At 61.0% G+C, this 16,634-nt stretch carries 20 protein-coding genes; 11 read left to right on the forward strand and 9 right to left on the reverse strand.

Annotated elements, in window-relative coordinates; genetic code table 11:
* Nucleotides 1-36 precede the first annotated feature (36 nt).
* A complete protein-coding gene (locus ASF71_RS06530) occupies nucleotides 37-570 on the forward strand; it encodes a hypothetical protein (RefSeq protein ID WP_156372659.1) in 534 nt (177 codons plus the stop codon).
* A gap of 44 nt (nucleotides 571-614) precedes the next feature.
* On the opposite strand, the gene ASF71_RS06535 is transcribed toward ASF71_RS06530, so the two are convergent.
* Nucleotides 615-1,280: a recombinase family protein gene (locus ASF71_RS06535; protein WP_056296888.1), complete on the reverse strand. Its 666-nt coding sequence runs from the start codon at nucleotides 1,278-1,280 to the stop codon at nucleotides 615-617.
* Between the two features lie 105 nt (nucleotides 1,281-1,385).
* Here ASF71_RS06535 and ASF71_RS06540 point away from each other — a divergent pair, with 105 nt between their 5' ends.
* Both ASF71_RS06540 and ASF71_RS06545 read left to right on the forward strand, forming a co-directional pair.
* Nucleotides 1,386-1,625 carry an antitoxin gene (locus tag ASF71_RS06540; RefSeq protein ID WP_056296890.1) on the forward strand — a complete coding sequence of 80 codons (240 nt, stop codon included), beginning with the start codon at nucleotides 1,386-1,388 and terminating at the stop codon, nucleotides 1,623-1,625.
* Nucleotides 1,625-2,041, forward strand: a complete 417-nt coding sequence (locus ASF71_RS06545; protein WP_056296893.1) for a type II toxin-antitoxin system VapC family toxin — start codon at nucleotides 1,625-1,627, stop codon at nucleotides 2,039-2,041. The genes ASF71_RS06540 and ASF71_RS06545 overlap by 1 nt, the downstream gene beginning before the upstream one ends.
* 308 nt (nucleotides 2,042-2,349) lie before the next feature.
* On the opposite strand, the gene ASF71_RS06550 is transcribed toward ASF71_RS06545, so the two are convergent.
* Nucleotides 2,350-2,727, reverse strand: coding sequence for a type II toxin-antitoxin system death-on-curing family toxin (locus ASF71_RS06550; RefSeq protein ID WP_056296896.1), 378 nt, complete (start codon nucleotides 2,725-2,727; stop codon nucleotides 2,350-2,352).
* Nucleotides 2,720-2,962, reverse strand: a complete 243-nt coding sequence (locus tag ASF71_RS06555) for a hypothetical protein (RefSeq protein WP_056296973.1) — start codon at nucleotides 2,960-2,962, stop codon at nucleotides 2,720-2,722. Before ASF71_RS06555 ends, ASF71_RS06550 begins: the two co-directional genes overlap by 8 nt.
* Nucleotides 2,963-3,277: 315 nt before the next feature.
* On the opposite strand from ASF71_RS06555, the gene ASF71_RS22395 reads away from it, so the two are divergent.
* The 4 genes from ASF71_RS22395 (at nucleotide 3,278) to ASF71_RS22410 (ending at nucleotide 9,615) form a co-directional block, all read left to right on the forward strand.
* The gene (locus ASF71_RS22395; RefSeq protein WP_082505652.1) at nucleotides 3,278-4,969 is read left to right on the forward strand and encodes a DUF4157 domain-containing protein; all 1,692 of its coding nucleotides are present in this window, start codon (nucleotides 3,278-3,280) and stop codon (nucleotides 4,967-4,969) included.
* A gap of 105 nt (nucleotides 4,970-5,074) precedes the next feature.
* Nucleotides 5,075-5,275, forward strand: coding sequence for a hypothetical protein (locus ASF71_RS23550; protein ID WP_156372660.1), 201 nt, complete (start codon nucleotides 5,075-5,077; stop codon nucleotides 5,273-5,275).
* Nucleotides 5,275-5,676 carry a hypothetical protein gene (locus ASF71_RS06565; RefSeq protein WP_056296906.1) on the forward strand — a complete coding sequence of 134 codons (402 nt, stop codon included), beginning with the start codon at nucleotides 5,275-5,277 and terminating at the stop codon, nucleotides 5,674-5,676. The genes ASF71_RS23550 and ASF71_RS06565 overlap by 1 nt, the downstream gene beginning before the upstream one ends.
* A 2,271-nt stretch (nucleotides 5,677-7,947) precedes the next feature.
* Nucleotides 7,948-9,615: a helix-turn-helix domain-containing protein gene (locus tag ASF71_RS22410; protein ID WP_082505654.1), complete on the forward strand. Its 1,668-nt coding sequence runs from the start codon at nucleotides 7,948-7,950 to the stop codon at nucleotides 9,613-9,615.
* Nucleotides 9,616-10,328: 713 nt separating this feature from the next.
* Here the strand turns inward: ASF71_RS22410 and ASF71_RS25665 are convergent.
* The 3 genes from ASF71_RS25665 to soxR all read right to left on the reverse strand — a co-directional run bounded on the left by ASF71_RS25665 (nucleotide 10,329) and on the right by soxR (nucleotide 12,247).
* Entirely contained in the window at nucleotides 10,329-10,631 is a 303-nt protein-coding gene (locus ASF71_RS25665) for a plasmid partition protein ParG (RefSeq protein WP_056296920.1), read from the reverse strand.
* Complete coding sequence (locus tag ASF71_RS06590) at nucleotides 10,628-11,215, reverse strand: ParA family protein (protein WP_056296923.1); 588 nt, start codon at nucleotides 11,213-11,215, stop codon at nucleotides 10,628-10,630. The genes ASF71_RS25665 and ASF71_RS06590 overlap by 4 nt, the downstream gene beginning before the upstream one ends.
* 363 nt (nucleotides 11,216-11,578) lie before the next feature.
* Entirely contained in the window at nucleotides 11,579-12,247 is a 669-nt protein-coding gene (gene soxR, locus ASF71_RS06595; protein WP_369814967.1) for a redox-sensitive transcriptional activator SoxR, read from the reverse strand.
* On the opposite strand from soxR, the gene ASF71_RS25670 reads away from it, so the two are divergent.
* Nucleotides 12,223-12,633, forward strand: a complete 411-nt coding sequence (locus ASF71_RS25670; RefSeq protein WP_056296929.1) for a VOC family protein — start codon at nucleotides 12,223-12,225, stop codon at nucleotides 12,631-12,633. The two genes, soxR and ASF71_RS25670, sit on opposite strands and share 25 nt — an antisense overlap.
* Nucleotides 12,634-12,679: 46 nt before the next feature.
* On the opposite strand, the gene ASF71_RS06605 is transcribed toward ASF71_RS25670, so the two are convergent.
* Both ASF71_RS06605 and ASF71_RS22415 read right to left on the reverse strand, forming a co-directional pair.
* Nucleotides 12,680-13,165 (reverse strand): GreA/GreB family elongation factor, encoded by a 486-nt coding sequence (locus ASF71_RS06605; RefSeq protein ID WP_056296933.1) that lies wholly within the window; start codon nucleotides 13,163-13,165, stop codon nucleotides 12,680-12,682.
* Nucleotides 13,166-13,276: 111 nt separating this feature from the next.
* Complete coding sequence (locus ASF71_RS22415) at nucleotides 13,277-13,492, reverse strand: hypothetical protein (protein ID WP_082505655.1); 216 nt, start codon at nucleotides 13,490-13,492, stop codon at nucleotides 13,277-13,279.
* A 194-nt stretch (nucleotides 13,493-13,686) separates the two neighbouring features.
* Here ASF71_RS22415 and ASF71_RS22420 point away from each other — a divergent pair, with 194 nt between their 5' ends.
* From ASF71_RS22420 to ASF71_RS06620, 3 genes are read left to right on the forward strand one after another with little or no spacing between them, the layout of a single operon-like run.
* The gene (locus tag ASF71_RS22420; RefSeq protein ID WP_082505661.1) at nucleotides 13,687-14,001 is read left to right on the forward strand and encodes a PadR family transcriptional regulator; all 315 of its coding nucleotides are present in this window, start codon (nucleotides 13,687-13,689) and stop codon (nucleotides 13,999-14,001) included.
* Nucleotides 13,998-14,684: a hypothetical protein gene (locus ASF71_RS06615; protein ID WP_056296938.1), complete on the forward strand. Its 687-nt coding sequence runs from the start codon at nucleotides 13,998-14,000 to the stop codon at nucleotides 14,682-14,684. Before ASF71_RS22420 ends, ASF71_RS06615 begins: the two co-directional genes overlap by 4 nt.
* On the forward strand, nucleotides 14,642-15,742 hold the full coding sequence (locus tag ASF71_RS06620; RefSeq protein WP_056296940.1) for a transposase: 1,101 nt from the start codon (nucleotides 14,642-14,644) through the stop codon (nucleotides 15,740-15,742). Before ASF71_RS06615 ends, ASF71_RS06620 begins: the two co-directional genes overlap by 43 nt.
* A gap of 155 nt (nucleotides 15,743-15,897) precedes the next feature.
* Here ASF71_RS06620 and ASF71_RS06625 read toward each other — a convergent pair whose 3' ends face one another.
* Nucleotides 15,898-16,350 carry a hypothetical protein gene (locus ASF71_RS06625; protein ID WP_056296942.1) on the reverse strand — a complete coding sequence of 151 codons (453 nt, stop codon included), beginning with the start codon at nucleotides 16,348-16,350 and terminating at the stop codon, nucleotides 15,898-15,900.
* Between the last annotated feature and the right edge of the window lie 284 nt (nucleotides 16,351-16,634).

The following is a 16,634-nucleotide window of genomic DNA, read 5'->3' on the forward strand; positions in this document are numbered from 1 at the left end:
TGGAGCGCCGTCCTCACTCCGTTACACTGGTTTCCGATGGCATTGACCCTTTCTCGACTTCGAAAGGCTCTTGAGGTGATGGATGAGGCAGAGCTTCGGGAACTGATTGAGGCCCTATATAAGGCCAGCACCGACAACAAGCGACTGCTCGCCGCGCAACTCGAGGGCGACAGCAGTGAACTGCTGGAGGCCTATGTTAAGGCCCTACAGAAGTGCTTCGATCCGAAAAAGAGCGAACTCAAGGTGGCTCCGGTCAGAAAGGCCCTGCAGAATTATTTGCGGGTGGCTTCTCCTCTGGAAGCCCTTCAGGCAAAGATCCGGTATGTCCGTACCGCTTTGGCCTATTGGGATAAGGTGGCCTACTGGACCGAGCAGCATGACACTGCACTGGGAAATATGTTTGAGGAGATCACCCAGGGCACACTGCAATACACAGAGCATCAAGACCTCTTGGAGTCGGTCCATAAACTCGGACAGGAATTCATCGCTCAGGAAAAAAAGTATGGCTATTTCGGTTGGCAAGTCGAGATCTACAGAAGCTTTGAAGATAAGCTCGATGTTAACACTTGAGATTCCTGGGTTCCTCTTTTGGAAGCCCGCACAAGTTTCTCGCTCTACGAAACTTGTCTTTCCAGAATCCGTTTGACCTGGACGGCGTGCCAGGGACCACCTTTACGGGTCTGGAAGCCGTGCTGTTCCAGTTGAGCGGCAATGGCCCGCAGGGTTAGCCCCTGACTCCGGAGCGCCCCAGCGTAGGCAGCGACGGTGCGCATGTCGTGGACCGCGCGCTGCTTTGATGCTTCTGCGCCTCTGCGCTGCGCCTCCGCAGTAAGGTTTTCCGGCTTCCCCAGCTTGAGACCTCGAGCCTTCCGGGCCGCCAGCGCCGCTTTCGTCCGCGCGGAGATCAGTTGGGCTTCCCGCTCGGCGACGGCCGCCATCACATGGATGGTGAGGTTGTCGGCCTCAGGCATGTCGACCGCAACGAAACGGACGCCGGATTCCATGAGGCTGGCGACGACCGCCACGTTGCGCGCTAGGCGGTCGAGCTTGGCGATGAGAAGGACTCCCCCGAGACGGCGGGTCTGGTCGAGGGCAGCTTCGAGTTGGGGCCGGCGACGCTTCCGGGTGCCGGTTTCGACTTCGGTGACCTCGGCGACCAGCTCCAACCCCTTGCTTCGGGCGTAGGCCAGGACGGCGGCCTGTTGGGCTTCGAGGCCGAGGCCGCTTTGCCCCTGCTTTTGGGTAGAGACGCGGTAGTAGGCGACAGCGGGGGTAGTCACCGCAGCATGTTACAGAGGTCATCGGACCGATCAAGAACCGTAACAAAGATATAGGCTGGGATATTTTCATTGATATATACTCTTTGGTATCTCCCAGGATACCCCATGACCACTGCCAAGCTCTTCCTCACCGGCCGCTCCCAAGCCGTCCGCCTCCCCAAAGCCTTCCGCTTCGAAGGCCAGGAAGTCATCATCAAACGGGTCTCCAATGGTGTCCTTCTCCTTCCCCAGGACCCAGAAGGCCAACTCGCCTTCTGGCAGGGCTGGTACACCGCCATTCCTGAGACTGACGTCCCACTCACCCGCGAGGACCTTCCCCTTCAGGACCGTGACTGGGCGCTGTAATGTCCGTCACGCACCTCCTCGACACGAACACCTGCATCTACATCATCAACCGTCGCCCCCCAGGGGTCGCCGAGAAGTTCGCGCAGTTCTCGCCGGACGCCATCGGTCTGTCGAGTACCACTCTCGCTGAACTGCATTTCGGCGTGGCCAAGAGCGGCTCGACCAGGAACCTCAAAGCGCTGGAGGCTTTCCTTGAACCCCTGGAAGTGCTGCCCTTCAGTGCGGCCGCCAGCGTCCTGTATGGCCCCATCCGCACCGAGTTGGAGCGGCAGGGCCAGCCGATCGGCGCGATGGCCCTCCTGATCGCCGCCCATGCCCTGACCCTGGGCGTCGCCCTCGTGACCCATAACCGCAGGGAGTTCGACCGGGTCATCGGCCTCCAGCTCGACAACTGGTTCAGTCGGGAAGCTCGCTAAACACACCCACTAGACGCAGGGCCGACACCACGACCAAGCCCGTCTGGCCGTTGCCCGCGGCGCAGGCGCTGAGCGCGCTTCACTGCCTGGTCAACGGCGTCTTGGCCCACGGCACCCTGGACGCGTGGCTCGCTGACGCGGGTGTGACCCTGATGTGGCGCGACGTCACCACAGTCACATCAGGACGGAAAGGCGAGGCTTCCGCTTCCCATTGAAGGCTTGGGGGAACTCCGTTGCAGCACCAGGAACGCCGTGCTGTACCTGCTCAGGAAAAGAGGATCAGCCGCTACCTTTCAACCTCAGCGTCCCTACGTCGCCCCCTCAAATCGCTCGATAACCTCCCCAAGGGAGAAGTGCCCCTGGGCCACCTGTAATGTCAGGTCGAACACCTCATCAGGCGTCAAAGTCAGCCGGAGCCCATGAAGGGCCAGCCAGACCAAGGCGCAGTTCAGGGCCGTCCGTTTATTGGCATCGACAAACGCATGCGCCCGGGAGATGAAGTACAGATAGGCGGCCGCCTGTGCAGGCACGCTGGGATAACGCGCCTGCCCAAACAGTTCCTGGGTCGGCTGTGCCAAGGCACTCTCCAGTAAGCCCGGCTCCCGGAGGCCCGAACTTCCACCATATCGGGCGATCTGCCGATCATGCAGCTCCAAGACTTCAGCCAGGGTCAGGCCCTCAGGCATCCGCCAGCCTGCGGAACACCTCGTCATACTCCTCGAAGATCTGGTCACGTGCCGCGGCGAACTGGGCCTGGCGCTGCGCGGTTTCGGGGCGCAGCGCATCTTGAACTGGGGTGATGACGATAGCGTTGCCTAGCACCCGCACCTCGACTTCACTGCCGATGCCTGTCAGCTCTTTCATCTCACGGGTAATGACCAATGCCTCGCTATTGCCGAGTCGGGAAAGGGTCTTACGCATAGAGAGAGTATAACGCCGTTCGTACATTCTCAGCACTAGTCTTGACTTCGCTGCGGGTCCAGTCCAGGACGATGCTGAGACAGCGTTCTGGCTGCATAGCTCGCTTCTCGGCCTCCCTTTATTCAGCTGTACGACGCTCTTTTTCGGTCCATACGCATGGATTGACAAGGCCTGCATACGAGGCTATATTTAAGGAATCAAGGCGGCCTTCGGGTCGCCTTCTCCTTTTCGCCTTCCAGATGGCTCCGCCTGTGGTCAAGTTAGGCGACTCCGAGCTCCGTTCTCCCCTAGACTGGGGGCCTTCGGGAGGACCCCATGGAGTTCAAGCCCAAGGCGAAAAACACCGCACGCCCCATCCCTCTCCAGCGCCGCGCCGGACCGCTGACTGTCGTAGCGCTGCCTCCAACGCGTGCGTCTCTTGCACAGGGCCTGCAGCGCTTCACCAGCACGCCGGTCGAGAGCCAGCGGCAGGCCGCACGCCCGGTTCTGCAGGCCGCTGGCCTGCGCCACCAAGAAGAGCAGCGCGCCTTACGCCAGCGCCAGACCTTGGAACGGCAGGCCGACAGCGTCCAGCTGGCTGCAGGTGCCACCAAGGAGGCCCTCCTCCGCCAACAGGCCCAGCCTCAGCCCATCCCCCGAAAGCCTCAGACGCCAGCGGACTGGGTCACCGTGATGCGGGCCCAGGCGGAGCAGATCGAAGGCCGCGTGACCAGTGCCCGCGAGGTCGCACAGTTCAGTGCCCTCCAAAGGCAGGTCGCTCAGACGCTGGTCCAGGGCTTCCGCGCCGATAGGCGACCGGCGCAGGAACGTCACGACAACTATGCGGCACACCTGGTCGCTCTGCAGCGTCATCCCAGCAGTGCCCCAGTGGCCGGGGTCGTCCTGGGCCTGATTCCACAGGGGGAACGTCCCGCCCTGCAACGGGCCGTCGACCTGACCCTGCAACGGGAGAAGGCACAGACCGCCCAAGACCAGCAGACTCTCGAAGCCCTGGCCGTTCAACGCCAGCTGGCGGAACTGGAGGCCGAGACGACGCAACCGATGCTGCAACGTCTCCAGGCCCGGCGTGGGGGTGGGAATCCCCTCCCGGCTGCGGTGCGACGTCACCTGGAACAAGGACTGAACCATGACCTCAGTCGCGTCCGGATCCACGACGACGCGGAGGCCGACAAGCTCGCCAAGGGCGTGAATTCGATCGCCTTCACGACGGGCACCGACATCTTCTTCCGGCGGGGACAGTTCAATCCGAATACGCGGACTGGCCTGGAACTGCTGGCGCACGAGGTCACCCACACCGTCCAGCAGAGCCGGGGGCAGGTGGGGACCGGGATTGACCCAGATGCCGGACTGGAAAATGAAGCTCGGAGGATGGGCCGACGCTTGTCGTCCATAGAGTCGACCACCAGAACATCGCCTTTTCAGCGCTTCTCGCAACAAAGTCCATTGACGACACACCAAGCTGTCCAGCGGCAAACGGCCCCCACAACATCCAGCCCAGCGCTCAATCAGACCAAACTGCTTCAGCTCCGTCGCCTCCTGACTGATTACCACGACTTGCGGCGATCGGGCCGACTTAGCCCGGCTGAGCTGAGAACAGTTCAGCAAGCTGTTGAAAGGGCGAATACCGCCGTCCGTGCCGCTGAGCAGGTCGCCGGGCGTGGGGCTTCGGTCAAGTCAGCCGCAGGTATGGTCGCTGGGAGTACCGCTGTACTGGTTGGAGATGATGTCACTGGAATTGGAGTCGCCGATGATGTGGCTATTCCTTTCGTGCTGCTGGCCGCTGGAGGTCTCTACCTGCTGGCTCGTGGAATGCAGTCCTCTTCCGCCAGTCAGGAGCAGAGCTGGGCAGCGGCCAATGCAGCTGTGAACGCCGCTGTCGCAACGGTAGGAAGCACCGTTCTGATGGCCAAGAAGAACAAGGCCACGACCCAGGCCCCACCTGTCGCTGTTGCCACCACCCGGACTGCGGAGAGGGACCGAAGAGAAACACACCGTGGGCGACTCTAGGTTCAGGGAACAGATTTGAGCAACTTTCCCAGCGGTGAGCTTTCTTGGGCGTGGACGCGATCCACACCACCCTCTGCTACAGACAGCATCGTGGCACTTCAAGCCATGAAAGTTCAGCTCAGCAAACGGCAACTGGCCGTAAGGACAGTGGCCTTCACCAAAGCAGAGGCCCGAATCCTGAACCTTCAGGCTCAGGGTGGGGTCAGTGCTCGGTGGGTCAAAACCTTCCAAAACGACAACCTTCCCAGTGATCTGAAAAGCGCACGCGTTGACATCGAGGTTCTGGAGGGCAAGGCTTTCATCTGATGACATTCGCCAACTTGGAAAATTTTGAAAGAGCCTGTCAGGACATCATGCTTCAGGTCTCTCAAGCTCGTGGGGAAGAGCTTTCCGAACTGGTTCACCAGTTTGCCGGCAGTGGGAATATTTATATCCTTCGGGGCTTGTCCAGCCGTCTGGCACAAGCAGATGCGGGTGAAGGCATCCACCGCCTGGCCTTTCCGCTGATTGAGGGGCTTTCTGCAACGCAGGATCCAAACGTCCTGACCAACCTCATGACAGCGCTCGCCCGTCTGGAGCAATCCGGGGTGGACTGGAAAACCGACGAACATCTGGCGACTGCCCGTCGGCTGTCCAGACTGTGCCGAAGTGTGGCTGAGATATTGGGAGAAGACGCCGACGATTTCGAGCGGCAGCACCTGGACTAGCGGGATGCCCAAGCTGACCGCAGCCTGTTGAGTCTCGGGAGGGGGCTTGTGTGGTCCTTCCAGACGCTCTGAATAGTCCCCTTCTTCAAGGCCAGCCGAGCATTGCACCCAACACAGAGAAGACAGGCAAGCCTAGGAACATACGAGGAATGAGGCAGGCACAGCCGCCGACATTGAGCGCCGTCTGGGGCAGACAGGCGCACGCGTTGCCCCGGCCCGGCCGTGCGAGGTCCTGACCGACCAGGTGCATGCCTACCAGAGCATGGCCTCAGGGATGGGCGACAGCACGATGTATCGACAGATGCTCCTCGGCGACAAGGCTTTGGCCGGCGCCGCGTTGGCTCAAGAGCGTGCCTTGTGACGCCCCCTGTCTCCGGCTTCATAACCCGCCTGACCTCCATCACCACCGGGCTGTGCTCTGCCCGTGCGGCTCATCCCCAGAATAGAGACCTTCCAAGATCCAGGCCACCGCCACCGGGTATGCCGAGGTACGCGCTGCGGGCCGGCATGTCGCCATGGTGGGCTGCCCGGAACAGGTCCTGGAAGTGATGACCCACTTGACGGCCATGCAGGGATACACAGTCACCCCTCTTCCTCAGACCCTGTGGCGTCGCCTCTGCGGCCTCCATGGGTGGCAACTCGTCATCCCCCACTCCCCCACGGAGCGTCGGCCATGAACTTGCCCTTGACTTCCCCTGGAAGATCCGGACCACCCCCCGGCGTCAGCCGGGAGAACTGCCCTGACGGAATAGCCAAAAGTCAAGTGGGCGACCGGTCCTCTCAGGGCACCTTGAGAAGTCTTCTGACAAACCCGCCTCCCAGAACTGGCCCTCAGGTGCACCCGACCGAAAACATGGTTTCTGGTTGGCACGCAAGGGGGGCGCACGTCAGGCGGCCTTCTCCTCCGTGGGTTTCCACCTCTCTGGAGAGAACCGCGACGACCAGAACAGCCCGTCAAGTTGGTCGCGCCTTTAACACAGTTTCTGGTTGGCGCACCAGAAACCAGAAGCAGGTAGGCATCTGTGCCGTGGGGCACGTCAACCTGCCCACCAGCATCTGGACACTCGACCTCGCTTTTTCAAACACGGTTTCTGGTTGTCAGACCCTGGGTCATTAACGTTTCCATATCTTTAACCCACCCCTTTAGCTCTGAGATCCGTGCCATTCACCAGAATCACCCCCCCTTGCTTGCTATACGGCAAGGGCCGTTTTGGTGCAAATGCCGGAAGTCAAGAGGTGGGCAAACTGGCTCTGGAACGGCTTCTCTACCTCAGAGAGGCCAAGCGACAACCAGAACCGACACGGTCCTCCCGGGCCAGCTTCCCCATCTGTTCCTGCGGCAGGCCTGTGCACTGAGCCTCACTGGTCGGGAGATGCTCGAACGCGCCATGCAGCGTCACGGCGTCTTTCCCCGCACGCCGACCACCCATACCAAGGCCCTGTCCCGCCTGGTCTGGCAAGGGCTCCTCCGTATCGTTGGCCACCTGGGCAAACGGCACCTCTATGCCCCCACGGCTAGCGGCATAAAGCGTCTTGAAGGACTGGATGCGGATTGGACCCAGGGGTCAAGGGGCCTGCCCAGGCCAGCACGCTCCTGGCAGAGATCAGCTGCTCAACACGCAAGGGTGCTACCCCAGCCACGCTACAAGGTTGTCTATACAGAGAAAACTGCGCCGTACACGTGGTTTTTGCTTCCCAAGCAACCTCCGCACGCGTTGACGAGACACTCGACACGGCAGGTGCCAACCAGAAACCCTCTGACGTTAAGGATATGTATTTAGCTCGCTCTACACCCACCAATCACACCATCTCGTCCTACGAGGCAGCCCGTCACATTGGCTCTGACATCTGTGAGGTCAACCAGGACCGAGGTGACGCTGGGGATATGCGACTAACGCACCCATCACCCATAACCACGATCACTTCACTTGGGGAGGAGATGCGCCCTACTCTCACGCGTCAGCCCAACCCTTCCAGTGAGATTTACTCTGCCCAATGGGGAGACTTTCCCACAAGCGTCACACAAGGTGAGAGCGGCTGCTATGCTCAGAAGCAATCCGCTGACCGACGTGAATCCGGCCAACGGGAAACCCCCAGATTTGGTCCGCAAAACCGCGTCTGGGGGCTAGGAAAACCCGAATCGTCAAGTTGTAGAAGTTTCCGCCTAGTCAGCGGAGGCCTAAGCCCTATGCACACTTTACGCGGGTGTGCGTGTCCGGTCAAGAAACCGGGCGGGGTCGTCATACCCCAGGGTCGCGCCGGAGCCCGATCATGAACGCGACGAAGCGCCTTACCACGAACCTCTCGATCAACACCAGCGAGATGAACGTCCTGTTCGTCCACAGCGCCCTAGACGATTACCCTCTAACCCCTGAGGAGTTCCGCCTGTACGCCCACTTGGCACGCCGGGCCAGCAGCGGGGCCGCGTATCCCAGTCGGGCCAGCATGGCGAGCGCCTGCCGGATGCACGAGGACACCGTAGGCGTTGCCCTGAAGAACCTGCTCGCGTTCAAGATGCTCGACGCCCACGAACGCAAGGGCAAGACCACGCTCTACACCCTGACCCAGGCCAGCAAGTGGGTGAAGCCCCAGGTGGTTGAGGCGCTGCACGTCCAACAGGCCCAGATCGGTGCTGCTCGAAGGGCTGACCGGAAGGCCCGGAAAGCGGCTGCCGCTGCCGCTGCACCTGTCGACCCCCCCGAAACGAAGGGGGGGGTTGAACAGTCAACCCCCCCGGAACGAAGGGTGGGGTACCCCCCCGAAACGAAGGGGTACCACCCCCCCGAAACGAAGGGTGACGAAGGTAATCCCTTAAGGAGATCCATTAAAGGAGGAGTATTAGACGTTACTGGTGACCCGCGCGAGGGCGGCCCGCTGAGTACGCCGGTGGCCGAACCCAGAAGCGCCACGCACTCCTCCTCAACAGATTCGGCTGCGCCTAAAACCTCAACCCATGAAGCCGGGCCACTGGGGACGATCGTCGGAGCTGCTCTGGCCTCGGTCGCTCCCGTCCCCCAGGTCAAAGCCTCCCAGCCTGACGGCGCCGCTGTCGCGGCGGGGCAGGAGATCTTGGTGGACTCACGGAATTCTGCCAAGCCACGTGGTGGCATGAACGAACAGGCCACGTCCCTTGAAAATGTTCCGGGCGGCGCGGCGGGGGCCGGGACCGGGGCGGCGGAGGGGGCGCGCGGCGCCGGAGACGGGGCAGGAAGGGCCGGGGTGGACTCCATCCGCCCTGTGGATGCCCAGACGCTCGCCGCGCGCCCTGTGGCCCCGCTGGACGGCCCGGCTTACAAGTCCCTCAAGTCCCTCCTGGGCAACGGCCTGACCTCGATGCTCAAGGAGGTCACGCGCACTGGGCAGATCTCGCGTGAATTGTGGCTGCGGCTGGAGGAAGGGGAAATCGGCCTAGTGCGGGTCCTGGCGCAGGAGGAAGCGAAGTTGACGAGCGCCAACATGATCACGCTGGCGGTCCGCGGACTCGACCGCCTGATCGGTGCGGTCAAGGTCGAGAAGCAGGCCTCGCCGACCGTCGTGGCCGCCGACCCGCAACTGGTCGCCGGGCAGCGATGCACAGTGGCGGACCAGGTGGGCGCGCTGACCCTGGGCGTCGTGGTGGAGGTCAATGCGGTGCGGTACAAGATCCGCTTCGATGACGGCAACGGCCGCGACGTGGACCGGAAGGTGGTGGCGCAGCTGCGGACCCTGAAGGCGAGTGATGCCTCACTGGCGCCGGCGCTGGCAGTGGCTCCCGCTCTGGAAGGCCCCACGCTGTTCGTCCCGGCCGGGACCAGCTGGCGCCGTATCGCCGGCAAGGGTGGGCAGCCCGGTGAGATCGTGACAGTGCAGGCCGTGCTGGGCAACACACGCAAGCTGAGCAACGGAACGAACTTGCCCTTCTACACCATCCAGCGGGACTTCGAGCAGGTATCGGCGTGAGCGGCCCATCAGGTGAGGCGTACGCCTCGTACAACCGGACAGTTCTGGGTCCAGATCTGGACATGGCCTTTCGTGTGACAGCGGGACTCGTCGCGATCGTGGGGGCGGAGCGGTCTGTGGTGTGGCCGAGGGGGATGGTCTGGCCAGGGGTCGCTGCCTTGCCAGCCGAGATGATGGAGTGGCTCTCCCCCGCGGAGACGCACCTGACGCCGGAGGCGGCGTGGGAGGCCTGCGAGCCGGATGAGCGAGACAGGGTGGCAGCGTTGGCGCTGCTGCAGGTGCAGCGGCTACAGAGCCGTGAGATGTTGATCCATCGAATGGGGTATTTGTCGTCTTGGACGAATCCGAATGAATCGTCGCATTACACGGTGGCGGCGCTGTTAGGGACGACGCGGGAGACGTTGACGAAGACGATCTCGTTATGGCGGGTACGGAGGCGTTAAGCGGCAGACTGCCCCCCAACGGAAGGGTGCCCTAAAGCTCATGCGCTCTAGAAAGTCTTGACCGCATCACAGGATGTTTCCATTTGCGCTGTCTATTGCTGTTTGGGCAGGGTCGTGAACCTGTGCGTCCTTCTCTGCGAGTCGCATCCCCAAGCGCGTGTAAGTGGCTGGGCCGCGCACTTACACCGGGCACTCCGAAGAGACTAAGAACACAATCACAAAAAGGTGATTTCACATTTCTACAAAGTCACACAAGAGAACCGCTGATGCTTAGTGCTGCTCAGCCAGGTATGCCTGCGCCATCTCCTCTACCAAGTCCTGCACAGACCGGCCCTGCTGTACGGCCTGAAGTTTCAAGGCCTTATGAGTCGATGCGCGTAGGGCCACGTTCACCCTCTTCTCTGGCGGGGTTGTCACCGTCTCACGGGCCTGCGGTGTCACGGTTTCACCCAACTGTAATTCCACAGAAGTGTGATTGTGTGATTCCGCCGACTGAGGCCGAGGTACATCCTGGGCGCGCCGAGCGGCTCCAAGGATGCTGCTCGCGTCGGTTTTCTTCTTACTACCGGTCATGCCAGAACCTCCAGTTCAGTCAGGGCCTCGCGGAAGGGCGCGGTGAGATCGGACGGGATCAGGCCTCCAAAGGCACGCTGGTAACCCACGGCCTTGCGCACGTGCGCGACGACCGGGTAGCCCAATTCCTCGAGAGCGGCGGGCATGGCTCCACTCACCCCGTCATGCTCCAGGCGGTTGAGGACGAAGCCCAGAGCGACACCTTCGGGCAGGGTGACTTCGCCGAGCGCGGCTACGGTTTCCTGCAGGCGGTCGACTTCACCAGCACCGGGCAGCAGGGGCACAAGCAACACCTGAGACTGCTTGGCGGTGTCCTGCAGGATGCGGGTGTCGTTGGGCGGTGTATCGACCACCATGAAGTCGAGGTCGCCAACTGTAGCGGCCTGCATAGGCCCGATGACGCGGAAGGGGAGCTCAATTCCAGCCTGCTGTGCACCGTACGCCCAGCCAGTAGCTGAACCTTCGGGGTCGCGGTCGAGCAGTGCCACGCTGTGTCCAGCTTCGCCGAGGACCTGCGCGATGCCCATGCTCAGGAGAGTTTTGCCGACGCCACCTTTCCTGCTCAGTACGCTGATGATCTTCACACTCTCACTTTCTCACACAATCACCGAATCACACAACAACAATTCAGTGATTGTGTGAAAGCGTGACGAGAGTGGAAGGGCAAACTGCTCAGCGCCGCATCGTTGAATGCTTGGGCTGCTTGCTCTGGAAGCAGGCAGGGAAATAGTAAAGAGCGAGTCTGCTGCCTACCAGGACTTCCAGCGCTGTAGCACCTCGTTCCGTTGGCCGACAGGTTCTCGACGAGCGAGGGCGTCTCCTGACATCGCCAGCAGCGAGTTGTGGGTCATTCATCAGTAGGGGAGGGGTAAGCCCAGTATGACGCGTCGTTGTCTCTGGCCACCATCAGCTCCGGCCTCCGACTGGAGCCAGAGGGTTTTCCTGGCCTAGGTCTCCTCAATCTGTAGCCGGTGGGTCCCCGGACGCGTCCGACCCACGACATCACCGGGATTGAGCATCTGACAATGCTCCAGCGACAAGCACCCGCACTGGATGCACTGCCCCAACTCACCACGCAATTTGAGCAGGGCCGCAATCCGCCGGTCCAGATCAGCCTGCCATCTCCCGGAAAGCACCGCCCAATCCGCGGCAGTCGGCACCCGACCTTCCGGCAGGGTCGCCAGAGCATTACGAATGTCCGCCAGGGGTACCCCGAACTGCTGCGCGGCTCGGATGACCGCTAAGCGCCTCAGCGTGTCCCGGGCATATCGCCGTTGGTTTCCAGACGTTCGCTGACTGCGGATCAAGCCATGTCGCTCGTAAAAGTGCAGTGCGGAGACCGAGAGTCCACTGCGGTGAGCCAGTTGGCTGGGTGTCCAAAGTGAGGGGCTTTCTGACATAGACGAGCCTCGCTCAGGGCTTGACCTCAACCTTTGTTGAGGTTCTACAGTCACCGTAACACATGGCGCCTCCCCTCTTCTCTCCCCTCGATCACCCCCTGGTCGTCCACCTCCACGCTGCACGTGCTCCCCCAGATGAACGGAGCTGTCGTCCAGTCCCGGCTCTTCCTCTTCTCCCCTCGGAGGCTGTAATGTCCATCCCTTCATTGACCCCATCAACCCGTATTCGTCTGGCACGACCCTCCCTGGATCTGGCTGCAGCGGCCCAGTTCTACGTGCAGGGACTGGGGCTCCAGGTGTTGTACCAATCGGCAGACCCCCATGAGGGCTTTGCCTTGCTCATGCTCGGTCTCCCAGGCGCGCTGTGGCATCTCGAACTGACGCAATCAGCCGCGCATCCACTGACCCCTACACCGACCCCAGACGATCTTCTCGTGTTCTATCTGGGGCACCTCATCCCAGACACCCTGATCGAGCAACTGGAACAGTGCGGTGGAGCCCGTGTTCCTGCGTTCAACCCGTATTGGGACGAGTGGGGCGTGACGATTCGAGATCCAGATGGGTATCTGGTGGTGCTGTGTCAGCGCACCTGGGAGACCTAGCGGTCAGCGGAGGCGAGGATGAGGCCGAGCACAAGCTTCTTGGACCTCAGCGGTCTGGGGTGGTTTCGATCTGCTCGATACGGTACAGCACGTCCTGCTTCAGGGTGACAGTGATGATGTCGCCGACGCGGCCACCCTGGAGTCTGGAGCCCACGGGACTGTCTGGACTGACCTGAACGATTCCTCCCAGCGCACCGGCGGCTTCGGCTGCAGTGACGAGCTGCAGGCGCTGCGTTCTGCCGGAGCCCAGATGGGCCAGGAGCACGACGTCGCCCAGCTGCACGACGTCGTGGGTTCCAGCAGGCGCCTCAAGGATCTGAGCGGTGGCGAGCAACTCCTGGAGTTCCTCGACGCGCTCTTCGAGCGTAGCGAGTTGCTGTTGGGCTTCGACGAGGTTGAGGCTCTCGGCCTCGTTCGACTCGAGCTGGTCGCGCACGTAACCCCGGGCTTCGTCGAGGCGGATCTGTTCGCGCCGCAGCGTCTGCTGGAGGCGCTCGAAGCCGCGGGCCGTCAGTTGGGAAGGGGCAGGCATGGGTGAGCTGGAAGATAGTGCGGCGAGAAGCGTCGCCTCTATTGGATCTGCCGACGGCCGCAGAAGGTTCGTACAACCGAACGACTATCCATCAGTCATGAGAGCGGGCCGTCAGGGGGAGGACCGCTCTTCGCATTCTTCCACGGCCCAGAGCATTGGGTACTTCTCGGCAACATAAGTTCCTGTAGTGCTCCGTTCCCAGGTCAGGACTTGACCGACCACCTCACCGACCGCCACACAGGCCGCGTGCCGCGTGTCGAACGGGCCGAGGGTGCGGGTGAGTTCACCGGTGGGAATGTGAGTAGCCGTCGCGTAGACCGGAGACATGTTCAGAGGGTAAAGGCTTGGCCTCTCGGAAAAGAAAAAAGGGGATTCACCCGCGGAGGGAACACGCCGGTCGCTGGACGGTGGGTGGTCCATCCAGGCGATTCGAGAACGGAGATGCTTCGAAGCAACATCGAAATCAGAACGTACATATACCTCAGGGTGCAATACATCGGGAAAATATGTATTCTTCCGTCATGAATACCAAGGCGCAATTACAGATGCTGATCCTGGCCGTGCTGGAGCGACAACCTGAGCACGGTTACGCTATCGCTCAAGCCATCAAGACCCGTAGCGAACACCTGCTGACCGCTCACGAAGGCTCGCTTTACCCCATGCTGCACCGCCTGGAAGCTGAAGCTCTGGTGACTAGTGAGGAGCGGGATCTCGGGGGTCGAGTCCGGCGGGAATACCGCCTCACAGAAAAGGGGGGACGCGCGCTCGCAGAGGCTAAAAAGGACTGGCAACGTCAAATTCAGGCGGTCCAGGCCGTCCTGGGAGGGGCTGGATGACCCTCGACTACTGGTTGGACATTGCCACGCAACGTCTGGCACGCCCCGCTCAGATCCGGGTCTGCCGCGAGTACCGCGATGCTTATCAGGACGCTGTGGATGCGGGTCAAACGGACATCCTGGCGATCTGGGGAGATCCTCACCACATCAATCACGAACTCCGCAAAGTGCATCTCACGACGAGCGATATTCGACTTATTCATCCTGGGTACGCCCGGACCTTTCAAGGCTGGCGCCAGGCCGTCCTCGAAGATGTCGGGATCGTTGGCTTCGCCTGGTTGGTCACCTTGTTCCGGCATGAGCCCCTTCAAGCCCAAGATTTCTGGTTGCTGCTCTGTGTCATTCTCCTCGCCACATTGAGGTGGGCGCTCGTCGTTCGCTTGAATCACCGGATTCAGTGGCGCGCCCTCGTGCAGGGTGTCCTCCAACCCGTGACCTTGATGTGTCTCTTTTTCTTCTGGATTCTAGGAAGAGCAGTCGTGAGCGCAGAATCTACACATGCGCTCATCTTAGAATTCAAATCTATCCTTCTTATGGGAGAAGATGGAAACTCGAATCCTCTTCCAGGGATTTTGCTTTTATCTCAGGAGTTGCATCTGCATAGGACGAAAAAAGCGCTCCCAGACGCGAGAGTCTGGGAGTGTCAACGTCACAGCCTCTCTGGGAGCGCGCCCGCATTCTGACAGACCGCCTCCTTGCCGTTCCTCCCACGGTGTACCAGCAACGCAGCCTCGGGGCAGCCCAGGCCCTGTTTCTCAATCCAGACGTCAAGACGGTTCTCCATCAAGCGGAGTCCGTCAGTGCCAGTGCCCTCAGTCGCTTCTTCAACGAATACGATTGGGACACCACCGCGTGCTGGACCTTGCTGGAGGATGCCCAGTGGGCCCTCCTCCTCCAAGCAGCCAGGCGGAAACATCGTCCCCGCTTGCGGCTGAGTGTCGATCTCACCAGCGTCCCGAAAACGGGACGCCAGTTGCCGTTCGTTCGCATCTACAACGAGGTCCACGGCATTCATCTCGTCATTCTTTTCGCGCACTACGGGACCCTGAAGTTTCCAGTCGGGTACCGGGTGTACCGCGGTAAAGGGACCCCCACACCCGTCACGCTGGCCCGTGACTTGCTGCGCACCGTGCCGGACCCCATTCGCACCCGGTTCCGGGTGCGCGTCCTCGCCGACAGTGGCTCCCTGGCAGCCGCCTTTCTGGACGAGATCCGGATGCTGGGTTTCGAATTCGTGGTGGGCGTACGGTCGACCCGGCGCACCGAGCATCCTGGCATCGTCACTGTCGCAGATTGCCCGCATGGCGGGTATATCGAGCTCCAGAATTGGCCGCACGACACCCTGACGCTCGGCCGCGTCCAGCGCGGCCAGCGCGGCCAGCGCGTGTTCCACGCCGTGGCCTCCGAGTTGATGGAGGGTGACGAGGTGGTCTCAGAGGGGGCAAAGCGTTGGCAGATCGAGTCGTTTTTCAAAGAGAGTAAACACCAGTTCGGGCTGAACCGCTTTGCCCTGCGGACCGCGCGAGGACTGGACCGGTGGCTGCTCCTGATCTTCGTGGCCTGGACCTTGACCCTACTGGACGCACAACCGGGCCAAACGCTGGCGAGCAGCGCACGTCGTGCGCTACTCGCTCTTCAGCCGAAGCTCTACCTTGGCCGCCTGCTACACCTCTTCACGAAAAACGCGAAATTTCTCGGCCAGCACGGTTATTCACTGTCCTATGCGAGGTGCAAGTTCTGAGTTTATCGTATGTTACCTATCGCATTATCCGCCTGATCCTTTCCTGGAAGGCTGGTCGCAAGGCACAGTCCCTCACGACCTAGAACGTGGCTCTATCCCAGTCCCTACACTTCAACGAAGAGGGCGACCAAATTGGTCGCCCTCACTCGTGTCGTCTATTTCTTCGTCGTGGTCCGCCGCGCCTTCGGTGCTGGTTTGGCCGCCTTGCGGGAGTTTCCTAACGTCTGCCCCTTCTCGAAACTCGCCTGCAACTTGCGGCGCGTCTCTTCCATCATGGCTGCGAAGTCGACCTCGCCCGCCTCCACCGCCTCCAGGCTGATTTTCGGTGCCCCTGTACGGCGGGTGGGCGTGCTCAGTGTTTCATTCACGCCGTCGAACCATTTCTTGTACGCTGGCGTGACATTCACGACCATATCCTTGACAGTTCGCGTGTACGTCTCATCCGCGCCACGCCGCCGATATTCCTTGGGGAGCTCGAAACGTTCGGGCAGATCTGCGGCTTCAACCGCTCCCTCTCGCACGGCGTCCCGGAACTGCTTGTAGAAGGCATCACTGCGCTGTGGATTGGTGAGATTCTCCATCTGTGCGCTCAGTTTTTCGTATGGCATCATCTCTTTATAGAGATGTATTTTGAAAATTGCAAGAGCTTTCAAAGTGCGCTTACCCTTAATCTCCGGATAGAATCGACAACCACCGAAGATGGAGTTTCCCGGTTAAGCCTCAATTTTCAGAGCGACCTGAAGAGTTATCCGCTGACGGGGTTAGATAACTAAGTTTCCTGAGCGTATGGAGACATCTAGGCGAGCAGTAAAATTACTCGGGCGATTATTAACCTGACTCCTTATTCTTTGACGGAGTGAATCTGAATTTATATGTATCAGAGGACTATTCA

It is taken from the genome of Deinococcus sp. Leaf326 (assembly GCF_001424185.1).
In the GTDB taxonomy this organism is placed as follows: domain Bacteria; phylum Deinococcota; class Deinococci; order Deinococcales; family Deinococcaceae; genus Deinococcus.